The organism is Devosia sp. LjRoot16, from assembly GCF_964252795.1.
GTDB lineage: Bacteria > Pseudomonadota > Alphaproteobacteria > Rhizobiales > Devosiaceae > Devosia_A.
In genome coordinates this window covers 1,301,912-1,317,532 of sequence record NZ_CAXUPH020000001.1, presented here as the reverse complement: position 1 = coordinate 1,317,532, position 15,621 = coordinate 1,301,912, and the positions used below count along the sequence as shown (strand labels likewise).

The following is a 15,621-nucleotide window of genomic DNA, read 5'->3' as shown; positions in this document are numbered from 1 at the left end:
AGTAACTAACTAAGCGGTGAAGGAGAGCCCTCAATGTGCGGTCGTTACGCCACCACCCTGCCGCCAGAGATGCTGGTCGAGCTGTTCAACCTGCTCAACCAGATCGATTTTCCGCCGCGCTACAACATCACCCCGACCCAGCCGATCGCCGTAGTCTGGGAGCAGTCGGGGCGCCGTACCATCCAGCTGGTGCGCTGGGGGTTCGTGCCGAACTGGGTGAAGGATCCGCGCGAGTTCTCGCTGTTGATCAACGCCCGGGCCGAAACCATGGCGGAAAAGCCGTCCTTCCGCGACGCGGTGCGCCACTCGCGCTGCATCGTGCCGGCCTCGGGCTACTATGAATGGATGAAGGGGCCGGATGGCAAGCGTCAGCCCTACTACATCACCATGGAGGACGATTCCCCCATGATCTTCGCCGGGCTCTATTCGAACTGGGCGGGCCCGAACGGCGAGGAGATCGATACCGCCTGCATCGTCACCGTCGAGCCCAATCTCGAGATCAGCTCGGTCTATGACCGGATGCCGGCGATGCTGACCGGCGACGCCGTCGACATGTGGCTCAATACCCGCGATTTCGATATCGCCGCCGCCCGCCAGCTGGCTTTGCCGTTGCCGCCGGGATCGCTGAAATACCATCCGGTGGGCAAGGCGGTCGGCCGCGCCGACGCCGACGGCCCCGAGCTGATCCGCCCGATCAGCCCCGAAGAGGCGGAGGCCGAAGCGGCAGCGGCAGCAAAGCCCAAGAAGAAAGTCGCCGCCGGCGGCAGCGGGCAGCTCGACCTGTTCTAGAACAGCTCGAAATAGCCCAGTGCGTCGCCGATCGCCTCTTCCTCGTAGCCGAGATGGCTGAGCAGCACCCGCTCGAGGGCCCGGTAGATCTCGAGCGTATCGGCGAAGCGGCCTGGACCGGGGGCGGCAGCGAGTTCGCCAAGCGTATCGATCAGCCGCACCAGCAACTGGTGCACCACCACGTGCTCGGCCCGTAGCCGGTCGGCGATCGCCTTGAAGCCGGCGCCCTGCGCGGCAATGGCCGGGAAAACCGCCTCGTCCTCGATCGAGTGGTGGACATTGACGATGTTGCAGTGCTGGCCGCAGAGGTTGCCGAAGCGGCGGTAGTTGGCGACCATGGCGAGGCCGGCCGCCTCGTCGGTCGCGGTTTTGGCGCCAACCTCGCCCGCGGCGGCACGATCGATCAGCACCGCCAGCGTCTTCATGTTGTCGCGCAGGTGATCGTGCACCTCCTTGAGGTGCAGTCCGGGCGCGCGCTGCGCCTCGGTCAGGCCTTCGAGCCTGATGGGCGCGGGCCGGGTGGCGTCGTCGAGAAATCCGATATCGAGCAACATGGCCGTCAGATGGGACGCCTGGCGTGAGCCGTCAACAAGGCACCCAAAAGTGCCTCAGGAAACAGCCCGTCATAAGGTGTCACCCCGGCGCAGGCCCATATTCGCAAAGTTAGAGGATACCTACTGCCCTCATGCAGCGCCTATCGGCGAACTTGCCACCCGGCAGCGCCCCAAACTTGCTGTCATCCCTGCTTTCGCAGGGATGACAGCCGGTGGGTGGGCACGATCGTAACCTACCGCGTATGAGCGCAGGCCGGGCCCAGCCCGAGTCTCTCTGCCTGTCGCGGCGTTGAAGACGGGGCGGACGGTTACTCGACGATGGCATCGCCGCCGACCGGGGTGGCGCTGTCGAACACAATGAAGACGATCGGGGTGCCTTCTTCCGCCGTCGCGTCGGTGCGGCGTGCTCCGACTTCGCCGCCACGCGGCGTGGTGTACTCGGCAACGACCTCCCCGAATGTGTTGCGCTGGATCGCGACTTTCTGCCCTTCGACCACCACCTCGTTGAGTTCCACCAGCAGTTCGACAAAGCCGCCATGTGTGGTCAGGATCGGCAGCATGCCGTCGGCGATGAAAACGCCGGAATCCGCCCCGGTCCGCCCCATTGGCCCGGTGATGATGCCGTGGTGCTTGAGCACGTTCAGCGTGCCTTCGACGAACAGCTCGATCATCGCATGGTCGAATACTCGGGGCTTTCCGATCTCCGGGGTGAGGGCCGGAATGCCGGCGTCGATCAGCGCATTGGCGAGCAGGCCGACCTCACCGAAATTGTCGAAGATCTGGTCGATCGGGAACAGTTCCGCCATCGCTCGGACATCGGGCTGATCCATCCGCGCCAGGTGGAAGGCCGTGGCGTCCATCGCGGTCGCGGCAGTGTGGAAATCCAGTCCATAGTCGAGGTTCGGCCGCAACAGCCGGTTGAACACCAGGCCCGCGTGCCGGGTCGAGGCTTCCGGAGCATTCTCGTTGCCCGGAAACGCCCGGTTGATGTCGATAAGGTCCATGCCACGGCCCGAACTGTGCCAGCGCCGCGACATTGCCTCCACCGCCGGACGCGACAGGTCGAACACGGCGATCACCGAGCCGGACATCTGTGCCGGGTCGAGCTGGTTCATCACCGTTTGCAGGGTGTGTATCGGGCTCATTTCATCGCCGTGGACACCACTGATCAAACCAAGCCGCTTCCCTGGTGCCGCACCCTTGGCCACCATCACCGAGACGTACCAGTGCTGCCCCGTGGGCATCTGCGCGCCGCGGAAATAGAAGCTGTGCTTGCCGGGCTCGAGATCGGAAATATCGAGCGCCGTGATCACCTGCTTGCCATCGATGATATCGCCGGTGAACGCGGTGCCAGCTGCGCCGGAGGTCTCCGGCTTGGCGCCTGCGTCCTGCGCCTGGGCCGTTCCCGCGATCAGCGCCGCCGCGCCAAGTGCGCCCACCGATGCGAGCATGAAGTCGCGCCGATCAATCTCGTCATTGCGCCTGTTGGTCATAGTTCCGATCCTTCTCTTACAAAGATCACGCAAAGTCCGACGCATTTAGAGCGAAGCACCGAAGCTCCGAAAGCCCTTCGACCTGCCCGTCTGCATTTGGAGACGGACGGACAACTTCTTGGACTCTCGGCACATCCGCCGGCACCCGGCAGCGACTATGCGGGCTGGCTTGGCACCGCTCGTGAGTCTCGGCCTCATCCGACCTCAGGCTTGCCCTGGACAACTAGTAGTTGCTGAATAGAAGCTCGCGGAGGGTTGACGCATCAGTCGGTCGCGCCGACACGACACCGCGCAAGCCACCAGCACGCGCCTCGCTGGGCGAAACGCCGAACTCCTTCTTGAACATGCGGCTGTACGCGGAAGCGTCCCAAAAGCCCCACTGCTCGGCAATGATGGAGATCGGTCGTCGATCGGAACTATTCTCCAACGCATCGCGGGTCTTTCGCAGACGCTCGCGCCGGATATGCGTCGAAACGCCCCCGATTGGTTCGAAAATCCGGTACAACCTGGAGCGGGAAACACCGATCTCGCGGCAGATCAAGCTTGGCGTCAACGCCGGATTTGCCAGGTGCTCCCTGATGATCCGACAAGCTCGACTCATTATTGCGGCCTCGATCGGGCGCTGCGCTTCGGCGGCATGATCCCGGGTCGGCGCCAGGCATGCGGCGAGCAGGCTGGTGCTCGCTTCGCCGATATGCGCCACGTCGGTGCTCCTCAGACCGGGAAGCGAACGAAACAGCAGAGTCAAATATTCCATCAGAAAACGCTTGGCCTGATCTCGAAGCACGATGCGAGAGGATTGGATGGTTTGCAGGTTGCGCGGCACGAACAGGGCAAGGTGGTCGCTCGTTTCTGATCGTCCCGCGAACGGGTCCGCGAGCGAGTGCAAGCTCAAGGCATCAATCCTCGAGCCGCTCCGGTGCTGGGTGCGTGGCAGCGTCAGGTGCAGGCACCAACTGTCTATCGTTGGGCGCCGCAAGTTCTGCCAGGCAAACGAGACCTCAGGCGTGCTCAGGTAAATCAAGGTCGATCGCCCAAAGCTCCACGCCCTTTGGCGCGCCAGAAACGACCGGGGAGCGAGTTGGGCTGGCTTGACCTCGGCTAAGCCGGCGTACCAGCTGCGGAAGAGCTCGAACTGCTCGGCGGGGGGCGCGGCAGCTGTGTCCATCTCGATGGAGCACGGTAGCCGATCGCTCTCGAGCGGTCTGTTGGTTGAAGGCAGCGCAGCAACTGGAGCGAGATCGAACAACAAGGCCGTCCTCTGTTGGCAGGCCGAGCGATATTTCACCACCGCCTGGTCGCCTGCCGCTTGCTTGCAGATCTCATGGGCGCCTGGGTGCTGGGTTGCCTCGCAACGAGCGGCGTCAATGAGGTCGCATCGCCAGAGTCCTCCACGCGCCGACCAATCTCTATCCGCTTTCCGACACGTGGAATGACCACCATCCGCGCCATCGAGGCGCAGGACGAGTTTGGGTTGGCAGTCCCGAAGGAGCCGACGCGCGGCACGCTATTGCTGATCAGGGCGCGCACCGCCGCGTCGTGCCTGAGCCGCTCATGGGTCGGCGTCGATCAATCAGGCGGCATTCTCGCCCAGATGCGTCGCCGTGTTTCACTGGGCGAGCATCCGAACAGTGCGGCGTAAGCTCCGGCAAAACGGCCAAGGTGCCAGAAACCGAAACTCATGGCGATTTCGGTGATCGAGAGGCGATCGCCGTCGGTCAGGATGAGGCCGTGCGCGGCCCGCAACCGCCTCTGCCGCTCGTAGGCGCGAGGGCTGAGCCCCAGGTGATCCTGAAATGCGCGCTCGAGCATTCGTTCGCCAACGCCCAGCACTGTGCACACCGTACTGATCGAAACCGGAAGGTGCGGCCTGGCCTCCAGGATGGCGAGGGTTGCGTCAACGACAGCGCGCCGTTCGTTTGAGTTGAGCGGGCGCGTGAGCGGGTGCTCCGCGTGGGAGAGCATGAGCGCGAGCGCGGCACCTGCCTCGCTGGCCGCGACCGCCAAGCCGGCGCTGAGGTCATAGCCGCGCTGCGCGGCAACTTCCGCGTATCCTGCCGTTCGCAGCAACTTGTGCTGAAGCTCAAGTTCGGCGGCCGGAGCGAAAGGTTGCTCACGCACCCCGGGCATCAACCAGCCTGGACGATGCCGTTCGGGCGACCCGGCGCACAGCGCATCGAGCGTCGCGCCGCGCAGACCGATCCGCATGAGGCGATAGCTGCCGGGCATCTCGAGCTTGAATTCTGTGCCCGGACCCAGGATCCGCAGTTGGGGGATTTGGCTTGGCTGCCCGTTGAAGGTCGTGCCTTCCCCCCAGATGAACACCGCCGTCAGCGCGTCGTCACCGATCGCTCCTGACATTGCAATGCCGCCCTTGTCTCGCAGGTCGAGTACGAAGGCATCGGCATAGTCGATTGTCGCCATGCGCGATGCATGCGTTCGCGCACCGATCTGCTGAATATGGAACTCGGCATCGGGGTCGGTTTCGCGGGAGCGCGCCACGACGGAGTTGTACTTGCGCGCGTACCAGTTCGGCGCCTCCAACATTCGTGGCCCCACAAGTGTCACCCCGCGTGGGAGAAACCCGACAGGACAGGCTGCTCAGCGCAAGCTGCCTTTTCGGCATCCCAACTCGCCCAGCATATCGCCACCCGCAACCGGGGAGAAGCGCCTCAGTCCTGGCGATTCGGGTGGCCTTGGCACGTCCGCTGTGCTGCGGCCAGGCTCGACGCGACGAGGGATCGCTTGGTCAACCGGCCGGATCAAGGTCTCCGAGCGGCGCCGGGCTGCTGCTCGGCAGCCTTCAGGACCGTCAGGACCGACGCCATCAGCGCGGCGAACAGGCCCGAGAAGAACCCGAGCACGGGGCCATTCAGCACGTTCCAGATCAGCCCCAGGTCGTGCGTCGCCAGCCCACCGGCGAGGGCGATCACCACCGATATGAAGATCAGTGAGGGCGAACCGGCGGGCACCGCCACCTGCGGGAACACCTTGGCAACGTAGCGGCGCGCCCACAGTTCGACCGCGATGGCAGCCAGTGCCGCGAGCACGGCGAGGCTGCGCCGCTCGGCAATGACCGTGTCGAACAGCGCACCGAAGAGCAGGCCGACCAGTACCCCGATCACGACTGCACAGATAATGTAGATCGAGGCGTAACCGCCTTGTCGTGCTGCCATTTGTTCACCCGATAGCTAGAGATGGTTGTGGTCGATCCTGACGGTGTCACGCCGTCGGCGAGCAACGCGCGGCGCGATAGGACGCTGGGCGTTGGTGCGATGCTCAGCCACCCGTGCACGCCGACGGCGCGGCCCTGCCGACGCCCCACATCAGCCGCCCCTGGATGATGGTCAGCGTCAGCCTGCCGTTCGAATAGGTCGTGCCGTCCAGCCCCATGGCGGGCAGTTCCACCTCGGCCGCATCGTCGACCGATACCGAGGCGCGATCACCCAGGAGGCGGACCGCCAGGCGCGTCCCGTCCTCGCAGGTGTAGGTGCTGACAGGGTAAGGGTTGCCCACGCCGATCGACGCGCCCGACGCCGACTGCTCGAGACTTGCAATCATCAGGATACTGATCGCCGCGATGGCTGGATTTCTCAACATGATAGCCTCCGAACAGGGCGGTCGCAGGATGCCGCAAGTAGACTGCTCCCAGCGTCGGGGTTCCAAAAATCGACGACAGAACATCCCTAGCGCCAACGGTGTCGCCGGGTAATTGGGGTGGCGTCCCATTCCTTGCGATGGCGTCTCGAACTTCGCTCGGCTTGCACCGCTCGATGTGAACTCGAGGAGACCCCGGGCCGGGCGGTCAGCTGGCGCGACGCGAACCGACGATCTTGGGACGAAACGATCAGCGTTGGGACGCGGGCCCATTCTCGCGCTGCTGCGCGGCGGTATTGTCCAAGCCTCGATAGGTCGAGCGCAACTCCGTTTGCGCCGCACCGCGGCTCCAGGGGGTACCATTGGCCGACGTCAACAAGGGCAAGCTGTCGCTCGCGGCACTCACGGCGATGGTCGTCGGGTCGATGGTGGGGGCGGGGATATTCAACCTGCCTGGACGATTTGCCACCGCCACGGGGCCCTTCGGCGCCATCATCGCCTGGCTTATCGCCGGCACCGGCATGTACATGCTCGCCCGGGTTTTCCAGGCGCTTGCCGAGAAGCGCCCCGACATCGATTCCGGCGTATTCGCCTACGCCAAGGCCGGCTTCGGCGACTATATGGGGTTCCTCTCGGCCTTCGGTTACTGGCTCGGCAGCTGCCTCGGCAACGTCTTCTACTGGGTGCTGATCGGCTCGACGCTTGGCCGCTTCTTTCCCGAGATCTTTGGTGACGGCAGCAGCGTCATTGCGATCGTCGTCTCGTTGATCGGCATCTGGTCGTTCCACTTCATGATCCTGCGCGGTGTCGAGCAGGCGACCTTCATCAACACCATCGTCACCATCGCCAAGATCGTGCCGATCATCGTGGCGATCCTGCTGTTCATCGTCTTCTTCAACTTCGACCAGTTCGCCGAGAATTTCTTCGGCGGTGTCGGTATGCCTGAAAAGAGCCTTGTCGCGCAGGTGCGTGACACCATGCTCATCACCATCTTCGTGTTTCTCGGAATCGAAGGCGCAAGCGTCTACTCGCGCTTCGCCAAAAAGCGCGCCGACGTCGGAACGGCAACCATCCTGGGCTTTGTGGCGGTGACCGGGCTGATGGTCGCCGTGACGTTGTTTCCCTACGCCACGGCTCCCCGGGCCGCCATCGCCGGCGTCGCCAATCCGTCGTTGGCCGGTGCGCTCGAGCTCGTCGTCGGACAGTGGGGGGCGGTGTTCATTTCCATCGGCGTGCTGATCTCGGTGCTTGGCGCCTACCTCGCCTGGTCGCTGATTTGCGCCGAGGTGATGTTCGCCGCTGCCAAGTCGAAGGACATGCCCAAACTGTTTGCGGCGCAGAACGCCAACGGCGTTCCTGCCAATGCCTTGTGGTTGACCAACATCGTCGTCTCGCTGTTCGTCGTCTCGACCTACTTCTCGCGCGATGCATTCAACTTCATGCTCGACATGACGAGCGTTACCGCGCTGCTGCCCTACCTGCTCGTCGCCGGCTACGGCGTACTGATCGCCCGGCGTGGCGACGGCTACGAGGCCGGGTCGCGCGAGCGGCTGCGCGATCAGGTCATTGCCTGGCTGGCCGTGCTCTACACGCTGTTCATGTTCGTGGCCGCGGGGCTCAAGTACGTCCTGCTGGTGGCTGTGCTGTTCGTTCCCGGCACCATCATTCTCTACATCTGGGCCCGCCGCGAACAGCAGGCCCGGCTGTTCACGCCGGTTGAACTGGGTGTGTTCGGGGTCACCGTTGTGGCTGCTGCCATCGGGATCTACGGCCTGGTCACCGGCATCATCACCCCCTGAGATCGAGGAACTTCAATCATGCAAACCTCCTTCGGCGTGCATTCCGAAGTCGGCCAGTTGCGCAAAGTCATGGTTTGCGCACCCGGCAAGGCGCACCAGAGATTGACGCCCTCCAACTGCGATGACCTGCTGTTCGACGACGTGCTCTGGGTCGATGTCGCCAAGCGTGACCACTTCGATTTCATCAACAAGCTGCGCGATCGTGGTGTCGATGTGGTCGAGATGCACAATCTGCTCGAACAGACAGTGGCGCTTCCAGACGCGAGGAAATGGATTCTCGACAACCAGGTCACGGCCAATCAGGTTGGCCCGGACCTCGTCGACGAGGTCCGTTCCTATCTCGAGGGCCTCTCGAGTCGGCAGTTGGCCGAGACGTTGATCGGCGGCCTCTCCACTTATGAATTCCCCGACACTCATGGCGGCGGCATGATGGAGCTGGTCCGCGATGCTGCTGGCGTCAACGAATACCTGCTGCCGCCGCTCCCCAACACGCTCTACACGCGCGACACCACCTGCTGGATCTATGGCGGGGTGACGCTGAACCCGCTCTACTGGCCGGCCCGCAAGGAAGAGACGATCCTCACCTCGTCGATTTATCGCTTCCATCCCGATTTCGCCGGCCAGGTCAATGTGTGGTGGGGCGATCCGACCAAGGATTGGGGCCTGTCGACGCTCGAAGGCGGGGACGTCATGCCCATCGGCAAGGGCAACGTGCTGATCGGCATGAGCGAGCGCACTTCGCGGCAAGCCATCGCCCAGTTGGCTCAGGCGCTGTTCGATCAGGGGGCTGTCGAGCGCGTGATCATCGCCGCCATGCCCAAGCTCCGCGCCGCCATGCACCTCGACACGGTCTTCACCTTCGCCGACCGCGACTGCGTGCTGATTTACCCCGATATCGTCGACAAGATCGAGTGCTTCTCCTACCGACCGGACGGCAAGGGCGGTATCGAGCTCAGCAAGGACAAGGGGCTCGTCGAGACGGTGCGCGAGGCCCTCGGCCTCAAGGAGCTTCGCGTCGTGGAGACCGGCGGAAATGACTACACCCGCGAGCGCACGCAGTGGGACTCAGGGGCCAACCTCGTCTGCGTCTCGCCCGGCGTCGTTTTCGCCTACGACCGCAACACCTATGCCAACACGCTGCTGCGCAAGGCCGGCATCGAGGTGATCACCATCGCCGGCGCCGAACTGGGCCGCGGGCGTGGCGGCGGCCACTGCATGACCTGTCCGATCATCCGCGATGCAGTCGACTACTGACGCGAGTTGCTTGCCGGCTGCCGTGCGAACCGTCGGCGCGAGTGGCGCCCAGACGCTTGCGAACGTTTGGTGGCGACCAAACTGGGGCTATCGGCGTGAGGCCCGCTCTGAACACCAGGCAGCAACCTCCGGCCCCAAGCAACGGGACCGACCCGCTCAACTAGTCCGGTAACAGCCTCCGCGGCTCCGGGAAACGAACGAAGAATGGGATCCACCGTCAATAGGCGGGATTCCATGCACATCCGGGCGCTCGCGGTTCTCGATAATGCTAGGTCGTTCCGTTGCACGGCGAACGAACCACAACAGTCAAATAGATCAAATGCGATTGTGCGAAAGTGTACATTTGAAAATGTAGATAAAGTCGGCGAACACGCGCTCACTTGCCGTCGGCTCGCCGCTCGTGCATTCTGCAATCGCTGAATACTACTTGTGCGGCAAGAGTGCAGCAATGAACCAGGCGATCACGAATCTCACGGCGCATGTTCCGCGGCACGCCTTTACGACGGCGGATATTGCGTCGAACCTGCAGGCGGAAGCGTGGCAATCGATTGTGCCATTTCTGTCGATTGAGCCTCGACGCCCGCGAGAACTGGGTTTTCTGGGTCGGATCACCGCCTGGAACCTGGGCTCCCTGGTGCTGGCCCGCGCGACGACGCAGGCGAGTATTTTCGCGCGCGATGATCGTTTGCTTCGGGCCGATGGGTTCGATCATTGGACCTTATGCGCGCCCTCGAGCGGCACCATCGTTGCTGATGGAGGGGCCGCCGTGGCGGGAGCTGGTCGTTGTCAGGTTCGGGCGCTGCACCGGGATGACCGCGGCTCCAATAGCGACATCGATGTCTTGTTTCTCGTCGTTCCGCGCGACCTCTGCCATCCCCACGCATCAGAACTCGATCGGTTGCATGGAACCAACCTTCCGGCTGGTCCTGGCAGGTTGCTGGTAGATTATCTGCGATCGCTGTACCGGCAGTTGCCACTGCTGGATGTGGACCAACTGCCCATGTTGGTCGACGCCACTCGCAATATGATCGTCGCCTGTGCGGCTCCCAGCCGAAGTGCGATGGAGCAGGCCATGCCCGCTATCCAGGCGACGCAAATAGAGCGGGCAAAGCAGTTCATCCGTGACAACCTGCTTCAGCCGCGCCTCGATACGAGGGAACTCTGCCGCTATCTGGGGATGTCGCGAAGCTCGCTGTACCGCCTGTTTGAACCTCTGGGTGGGGTGGCGCGATATATTCGATCGGCGCGGCTGCTGGATGCGCACCGCGCGCTGTCAACTGCGAGCGATACCCGGCCGGTCTACGCGATCGCGCGCGAGCGGGGCTTCGATGACCCTTCCGAGTTCAGCCGGGCCTTCAAGCACCAGTTCGGTTACAGCCCCTCCGAAGCGCGTTCCGAGTGGGTTCCGGCGCCGCACCCGCACAAGGCGCAGGCCGGTGCGGCATCCAATCTGGCCGAAGTCATCAGAGCCGTTTCCTAGGGCCGTCGGCAACCCGATCGGGATGCGCCAGGGATCTGCCCGAGCCACGGAGTGGCGCGATACATCCGCGCACCGGGCATTGTCGACGCCAGGCGATACCCGGCCAGTCTACGCCATTGCACGCGAGCTGGGCTTCGACGACCCTTCCGAGTTCAGCCGGGCGTTCAAACATCAGTTTGGCTACAGCCCCACCGAGGCCCGCTCCGAGCGGGTTCCCGCGCTCAGCCCGCACAAGGCATCGGCGGGCGCTATCTCCAGCCTGGCCGAAATCTTCGCCGCGCTGGCCTGACACGCGACGATCTCACGGCCCTGACGTCGCAGCATTGGGCCGCTCTCGGCCGCGTGTGCGCTTTGTCTCATGGGGTGCGGATCTGGCCGAACTACGCCTGCGGCAGGGGGAGCTTGCCGATGCTGACTAACGCCTTGGACCGACAGCACAGGATTGGGACGGAGGGCTATTCTCTTCCGCTCGCAACGGACAGTAGCGTTCGACGAAGGATGCGGCGCTGCTTCCACCTTTCCCGGCCAAGGTCGCGGTGGCGCCTGTCGTGTGGCTAGCGTTGGGCGGGTGGGCAGTTGTCGGTGTGCATTTCGATAGGCCGTCGCCCCCGAAGCGGGGCCGCCATGAGCAACGCGGACCAACCGCACCGGTGCCTGCGATCATCGGTCGGAGGGCGCATGGGCGCTCTTGTGCTGATGGCGCTCATCACCTGCTCGACCGGGGTGGCTGCCGCCCAGGAGATCGTGGTCGGCATCACCGCCTGGCCCTCCGCCAAGGTCAGCGCCTACGTCATCGGTCAAGTACTGGCCGAGCGGACCGGGGTCACGCCTGTCTATGTCGAACGGGGCTCCGTCGGCCTGCTGACCTCGATCGCCCGGGGCGACATAGACGTCTACCCCGAATTATGGTCGCCAAACCTCGATGCCGCTGTCAGTCGGGCTGGGGCTGCCGTGACCGTCAGCACACGCTCAGTCACCGGCAAGCAAGGCATTTGCGCCACGCGGGCGGCCATAGATCAAACCGGCATCAAGGCCGTCTCGGACCTCACCAACCCCGATATCGCCGCCGCCTTCGATAGCGACGACGACGGCAGGGGCGAACTCTGGATCGGCGATGCCTCCTGGTTCTCGACCCAGGTGGAGCGGGTCAGGGCCAGAAGTGCCGGCTATGACCAGACCATGCAACTGCTGCAAGCGCCGGAAGACATGGCAATGGCGGCGGTCGACGCAAGCGTCGCCCTGGCGCAACCGCTGGTGTTCTACTGCTATTCGCCGCACCACGTGTTCGTCCTGCACGATGTGGTCATGCTGGCGGAACCGGCGTTCGACGCTGCGGCATGGCAGCTTGTCGCGCCGGCCGGCGACCCCGACTGGCTGGAACACTCGCGGGCCGAGACGGCTTGGGATGTGTCCTCGTTGTCGATCGCCTTCGCGACCAGACTCAAAACCGAGCTCCCGGCAGTGGCCGACATCCTCGGCAGGATCCAGTTTGAAGCCGAGGACATAGCCGGGATGAGCTACGCCTTGCAGGTCGAACGCAAGTCGCCGGAGGCTGCCGCGCATGAGTGGCTCGCCGAGCACCGCGCCCGAATAGACGGGTGGTTCGAATGAGTGTTGGCCCGTCACGGCGCCGGTTGCTCGAACTCGGCCTGGCAGGTCTGGCGGCGGGCTTGATTGGTGCGCCGGCGCAGGCACAGGCCATCTACTCGCAGATCTACGATGCGAAGCGGAAGAAGTGGATCGATTATGATCCGCGCCGGGCCCAGCAATACTATGCGGCTTATGGCTCAGTGCCGGAGGAATTCAAGCGACAGCTGGTTCCGTTCAGGACCGCCGAGAAACCTGGCACCGTCATCATCGATGGGGACCGGCACTTCCTCTACCTGGTGCAGCCGGAGTTTCAGGCGATCCGCTACGGCATCGGGGTGGGACGCGACGGTTTCGGCTGGGCGGGCATCGTCGCCATAGGCCGGATGGTCGAGTGGCCGACCTGGACGCCGCCCCCTGAGATGATTGCGCGTGATCCGAAGTCTGCACAGTGGGCCAATGGCATGCCGGGCGGCCCCGACAACCCGCTGGGTGCCCGCGCCATGTACCTCTACGAGGGCGGCAAGGACACCATTTACCGCATCCACGGGACAGCCGAACCCTGGTCTATCGGGCTCAACATCTCGTCCGGCTGCATCCGGCTCAACAACGACGACGTGACCGATCTCTACTCCCGAGTCGCCGTGGGGGCGAAGGTTGTCGTTCTCATGTCCGGCGCGGCCCTCTATCGCGGCGTCTAGGAGGTCACATGGCAGCATTTGCATTCCTGTTCAGGGGTATCGGCATTCCGGCGCTGCTGCTTGCCGCCGCGGCCTGCGCCTCGACCACACCGCCGGCCGCCACCATCCGCTCCAGCGCGCTGACGGCGCCGGCTGATCTGCAACTGCTGTGCGCCAGCGAGGCAGCCAGCCGTTTCGGCGTTCCGGCCGATGGCGTCCTGCCGACCGCGTCGCGGCCGAGCGCCACCGGAACGGCGTTTGAAGTGGAGGTCAAGCTGCCAACCGGGCAGGCACTTTGCGTCATCGACCAGAATGGCAGCATCCAGTCACTCGCTCGCACCTGAGCGCGCCGTCAGACGACCGTGAAGGTGCTCAACAAGGAGGAACAAGACAATGTATCGCTTCATGAAATTGCTGCTCAGCGCTGTCCTGGTGCTTGCAGCGTTGCAGTCGCCGGCCGTGCTCGCCCAGGACGTTGCACCGCTGGTGATGGTCCCCGATCATCCGGTGGGTGTTCCCGTAAGCGGCTGCTTCCGTGCCAACCAGAACCTCTATGGCCCGTACCGGCTGACGTTCTGCCTGGAACGGCGCGGAACCTATCAAGTCCGCGGCGGCGGCGTGAGCTGCGACGGCCGCCTGACCTGGCGTACCTCTGGGCGTGACATCATCGTCGACCTGCAGCGCGCCTCCTGCAATCGCGGGCGCGCCTGGGAACGGGCTTCGATGGATTGCCGGAACTACGGCGGCCTGCTGGGGACCATCGGACGCGTCATCGTCGGCCAGTCGCCGCGCATCCGTACCCTGCGTTGCACCTATCACCCGACGGTGCGCGGCGAGAGACCTCGCACCTTCACCGCCACTCGCAACTGACCATCGGCGGGCACGGAGCCTACGGGCTCCATGCCCGCCTGAAGTGCCGGAACCAACACGACGGAGAGATGCAAGTGTCCAGAGCGTCAAATACCCCCCCAAGCCTCACGGCTCGGAAGCCGTTCCAGCCCCGGACGAGCGCGAAACTGCGAGCGCCGCTGGCAGGAGCTGGTCTGTTTGTCACCCTCGTTCTTGGCTTGGGCACCGCCTTCGCGCAGGACGCGGCGAGCAGCAGCGTGCTGTTCGAGAATGTAAGGGTTTTCGACGGCAAGGCTGATGCACTGACGGAGCCGACCAACGTGCTGGTCGAAGACGGCAAGATCGCTGCCATCTCCGCCGCTCCGATCGAAGCGAATGGCGCCAGTGTGATCGAGGGTGCTGGTCGCACGCTGATGCCCGGGCTGATCGATGCGCATTGGCACGCCATGCTTATCCGCTCGACCCCCGAGGAGGGCCTCAACAACGATGCCGGCTACACCACGCTGCTGGCGGCGGACGAGGCCAGGGCCACCCTGATGCGTGGCTTCACTACCGTACGCGACGTGGGCGGTCCGGTCTTCTCCCTGAAGCGGGCCATCGACGAGGGGCTCATCGATGGCCCCCGGATCTATCCATCGGGCGCTATCATCAGCGTTACCAGCGGCCATGGCGATTTCCGTCACCAGTGGGAGCTGCCGCGCCGGCCGGGTGAGCTGACCCGCATGGAAGAACTGGGCGTGGCGATGATCGCCGACAGTCCGGACGAGGTGCGCATGCGGGCGCGCGAGCAGTTGATGCTGGGCGCTTCGCAGGTCAAGCTGACGGCAGGCGGCGGTGTCGCGTCGCCGTTCAGCCCGCTCGATGCATCGACCTTCACGGCCGACGAACTGACGGCCGCGGTTGAGGCGGCGAGCAACTGGGGCACCTACGTCACCGTCCACGCCTATACCCCCGAAGCGATCGAGCGAGCGCTGTCGGTGGGGGTGAAGGTGATTGAGCACGGCCATCTGATGAACGAGGCGGACGCCAAGGCGATGGCCGAGAAGGGCATCTGGCTTTCGACCCAGCCATTCGACGAGAGCTTCGAGGAGGGCGTCACGCTTCCTGAGGACAGCCGCGCGCGGCTGCGGCAGGTGATCACCGGCACCGACCGCATCTATGGCTGGGCCAAGCAGTACGGTATCAAGACCGCCTTCGGCACGGACATCCTGTTCTCTCCGGCGATGGCGCAATTGCAGGGACATATGCTCACGCTGCTGACGCGCTGGTATACGCCGGCCGAGGCCCTGGCCATGGCGACCGGCACCAACGGCGAATTGCTGCAGCTGACCGGGTTACGCAACCCCTATCCGGGCAAACTCGGCGTTGTCGAGGAAGGGGCACTCGCTGACCTGCTGCTGGTCGAGGGCGATCCGATCGCCAACATCAACCTCGTGGCCAACCCGGCGAACTTCGTGGTGATCATGAAGGACGGCAAGATCTACAAGAATACACTCCCCACCAACTAGCCGCTACTCGGTGCCCTCGCCCGACCTGGGG

General features: G+C 64.2%; 16 protein-coding genes. 10 read left to right on the top strand and 6 right to left on the bottom strand.

Features of this window, described 5'->3' with window-relative positions; all coding sequences use genetic code 11:
• The first annotated feature begins 33 nt into the window (after window positions 1-33).
• Window positions 34-789 (top strand): SOS response-associated peptidase, encoded by a 756-nt coding sequence (locus ACSQ23_RS06050; protein WP_055873979.1) that lies wholly within the window; start codon window positions 34-36, stop codon window positions 787-789.
• Here ACSQ23_RS06050 and ACSQ23_RS06045 read toward each other — a convergent pair.
• The 6 genes from ACSQ23_RS06045 to ACSQ23_RS06020 all read right to left on the bottom strand — a co-directional run bounded on the left by ACSQ23_RS06045 (window position 786) and on the right by ACSQ23_RS06020 (window position 6,436).
• Window positions 786-1,343 (bottom strand): hemerythrin domain-containing protein, encoded by a 558-nt coding sequence (locus ACSQ23_RS06045; RefSeq protein ID WP_436090056.1) that lies wholly within the window; start codon window positions 1,341-1,343, stop codon window positions 786-788. The two genes, ACSQ23_RS06050 and ACSQ23_RS06045, sit on opposite strands and share 4 nt — an antisense overlap.
• Window positions 1,344-1,651: 308 nt before the next feature.
• Entirely contained in the window at window positions 1,652-2,836 is a 1,185-nt protein-coding gene (locus tag ACSQ23_RS06040) for a succinylglutamate desuccinylase/aspartoacylase family protein (RefSeq protein WP_436090055.1), read from the bottom strand.
• Window positions 2,837-3,059: 223 nt separating this feature from the next.
• The gene (locus tag ACSQ23_RS06035; protein ID WP_436090054.1) at window positions 3,060-4,085 is read right to left on the bottom strand and encodes a helix-turn-helix domain-containing protein; all 1,026 of its coding nucleotides are present in this window, start codon (window positions 4,083-4,085) and stop codon (window positions 3,060-3,062) included.
• Between the two features lie 320 nt (window positions 4,086-4,405).
• Window positions 4,406-5,383 carry a helix-turn-helix domain-containing protein gene (locus ACSQ23_RS06030; RefSeq protein ID WP_436090053.1) on the bottom strand — a complete coding sequence of 326 codons (978 nt, stop codon included), beginning with the start codon at window positions 5,381-5,383 and terminating at the stop codon, window positions 4,406-4,408.
• 215 nt (window positions 5,384-5,598) lie between these two features.
• Window positions 5,599-6,012 (bottom strand): hypothetical protein, encoded by a 414-nt coding sequence (locus ACSQ23_RS06025; protein ID WP_055994472.1) that lies wholly within the window; start codon window positions 6,010-6,012, stop codon window positions 5,599-5,601.
• Window positions 6,013-6,115: 103 nt separating this feature from the next.
• Window positions 6,116-6,436 carry a hypothetical protein gene (locus tag ACSQ23_RS06020; RefSeq protein WP_055873961.1) on the bottom strand — a complete coding sequence of 107 codons (321 nt, stop codon included), beginning with the start codon at window positions 6,434-6,436 and terminating at the stop codon, window positions 6,116-6,118.
• 359 nt (window positions 6,437-6,795) lie between these two features.
• Here ACSQ23_RS06020 and ACSQ23_RS06015 point away from each other — a divergent pair, with 359 nt between their 5' ends.
• The 9 genes from ACSQ23_RS06015 (at window position 6,796) to ACSQ23_RS05975 (ending at window position 15,590) form a co-directional block, all read left to right on the top strand.
• Entirely contained in the window at window positions 6,796-8,232 is a 1,437-nt protein-coding gene (locus tag ACSQ23_RS06015) for a basic amino acid/polyamine antiporter (RefSeq protein ID WP_436090052.1), read from the top strand.
• Window positions 8,233-8,250: 18 nt separating this feature from the next.
• Window positions 8,251-9,486: an arginine deiminase gene (gene arcA / locus ACSQ23_RS06010; protein WP_436090051.1), complete on the top strand. Its 1,236-nt coding sequence runs from the start codon at window positions 8,251-8,253 to the stop codon at window positions 9,484-9,486.
• A 448-nt stretch (window positions 9,487-9,934) separates the two neighbouring features.
• Entirely contained in the window at window positions 9,935-10,966 is a 1,032-nt protein-coding gene (locus ACSQ23_RS06005) for a helix-turn-helix domain-containing protein (RefSeq protein ID WP_436090050.1), read from the top strand.
• 22 nt (window positions 10,967-10,988) lie between these two features.
• Window positions 10,989-11,255 (top strand): helix-turn-helix domain-containing protein, encoded by a 267-nt coding sequence (locus ACSQ23_RS06000; RefSeq protein ID WP_436090049.1) that lies wholly within the window; start codon window positions 10,989-10,991, stop codon window positions 11,253-11,255.
• Between the two features lie 407 nt (window positions 11,256-11,662).
• Entirely contained in the window at window positions 11,663-12,577 is a 915-nt protein-coding gene (locus ACSQ23_RS05995; RefSeq protein WP_436090048.1) for an ABC transporter substrate-binding protein, read from the top strand.
• Window positions 12,574-13,254 carry a L,D-transpeptidase gene (locus tag ACSQ23_RS05990; protein WP_055873945.1) on the top strand — a complete coding sequence of 227 codons (681 nt, stop codon included), beginning with the start codon at window positions 12,574-12,576 and terminating at the stop codon, window positions 13,252-13,254. Before ACSQ23_RS05995 ends, ACSQ23_RS05990 begins: the two co-directional genes overlap by 4 nt.
• A gap of 8 nt (window positions 13,255-13,262) precedes the next feature.
• Window positions 13,263-13,577 (top strand): hypothetical protein, encoded by a 315-nt coding sequence (locus ACSQ23_RS05985; RefSeq protein ID WP_055873942.1) that lies wholly within the window; start codon window positions 13,263-13,265, stop codon window positions 13,575-13,577.
• A gap of 49 nt (window positions 13,578-13,626) precedes the next feature.
• A complete protein-coding gene (locus ACSQ23_RS05980; protein ID WP_055873941.1) occupies window positions 13,627-14,103 on the top strand; it encodes a hypothetical protein in 477 nt (158 codons plus the stop codon).
• Window positions 14,104-14,171: 68 nt separating this feature from the next.
• Window positions 14,172-15,590, top strand: coding sequence for an amidohydrolase family protein (locus ACSQ23_RS05975; protein ID WP_436090047.1), 1,419 nt, complete (start codon window positions 14,172-14,174; stop codon window positions 15,588-15,590).
• Window positions 15,591-15,621 lie beyond the last annotated feature (31 nt).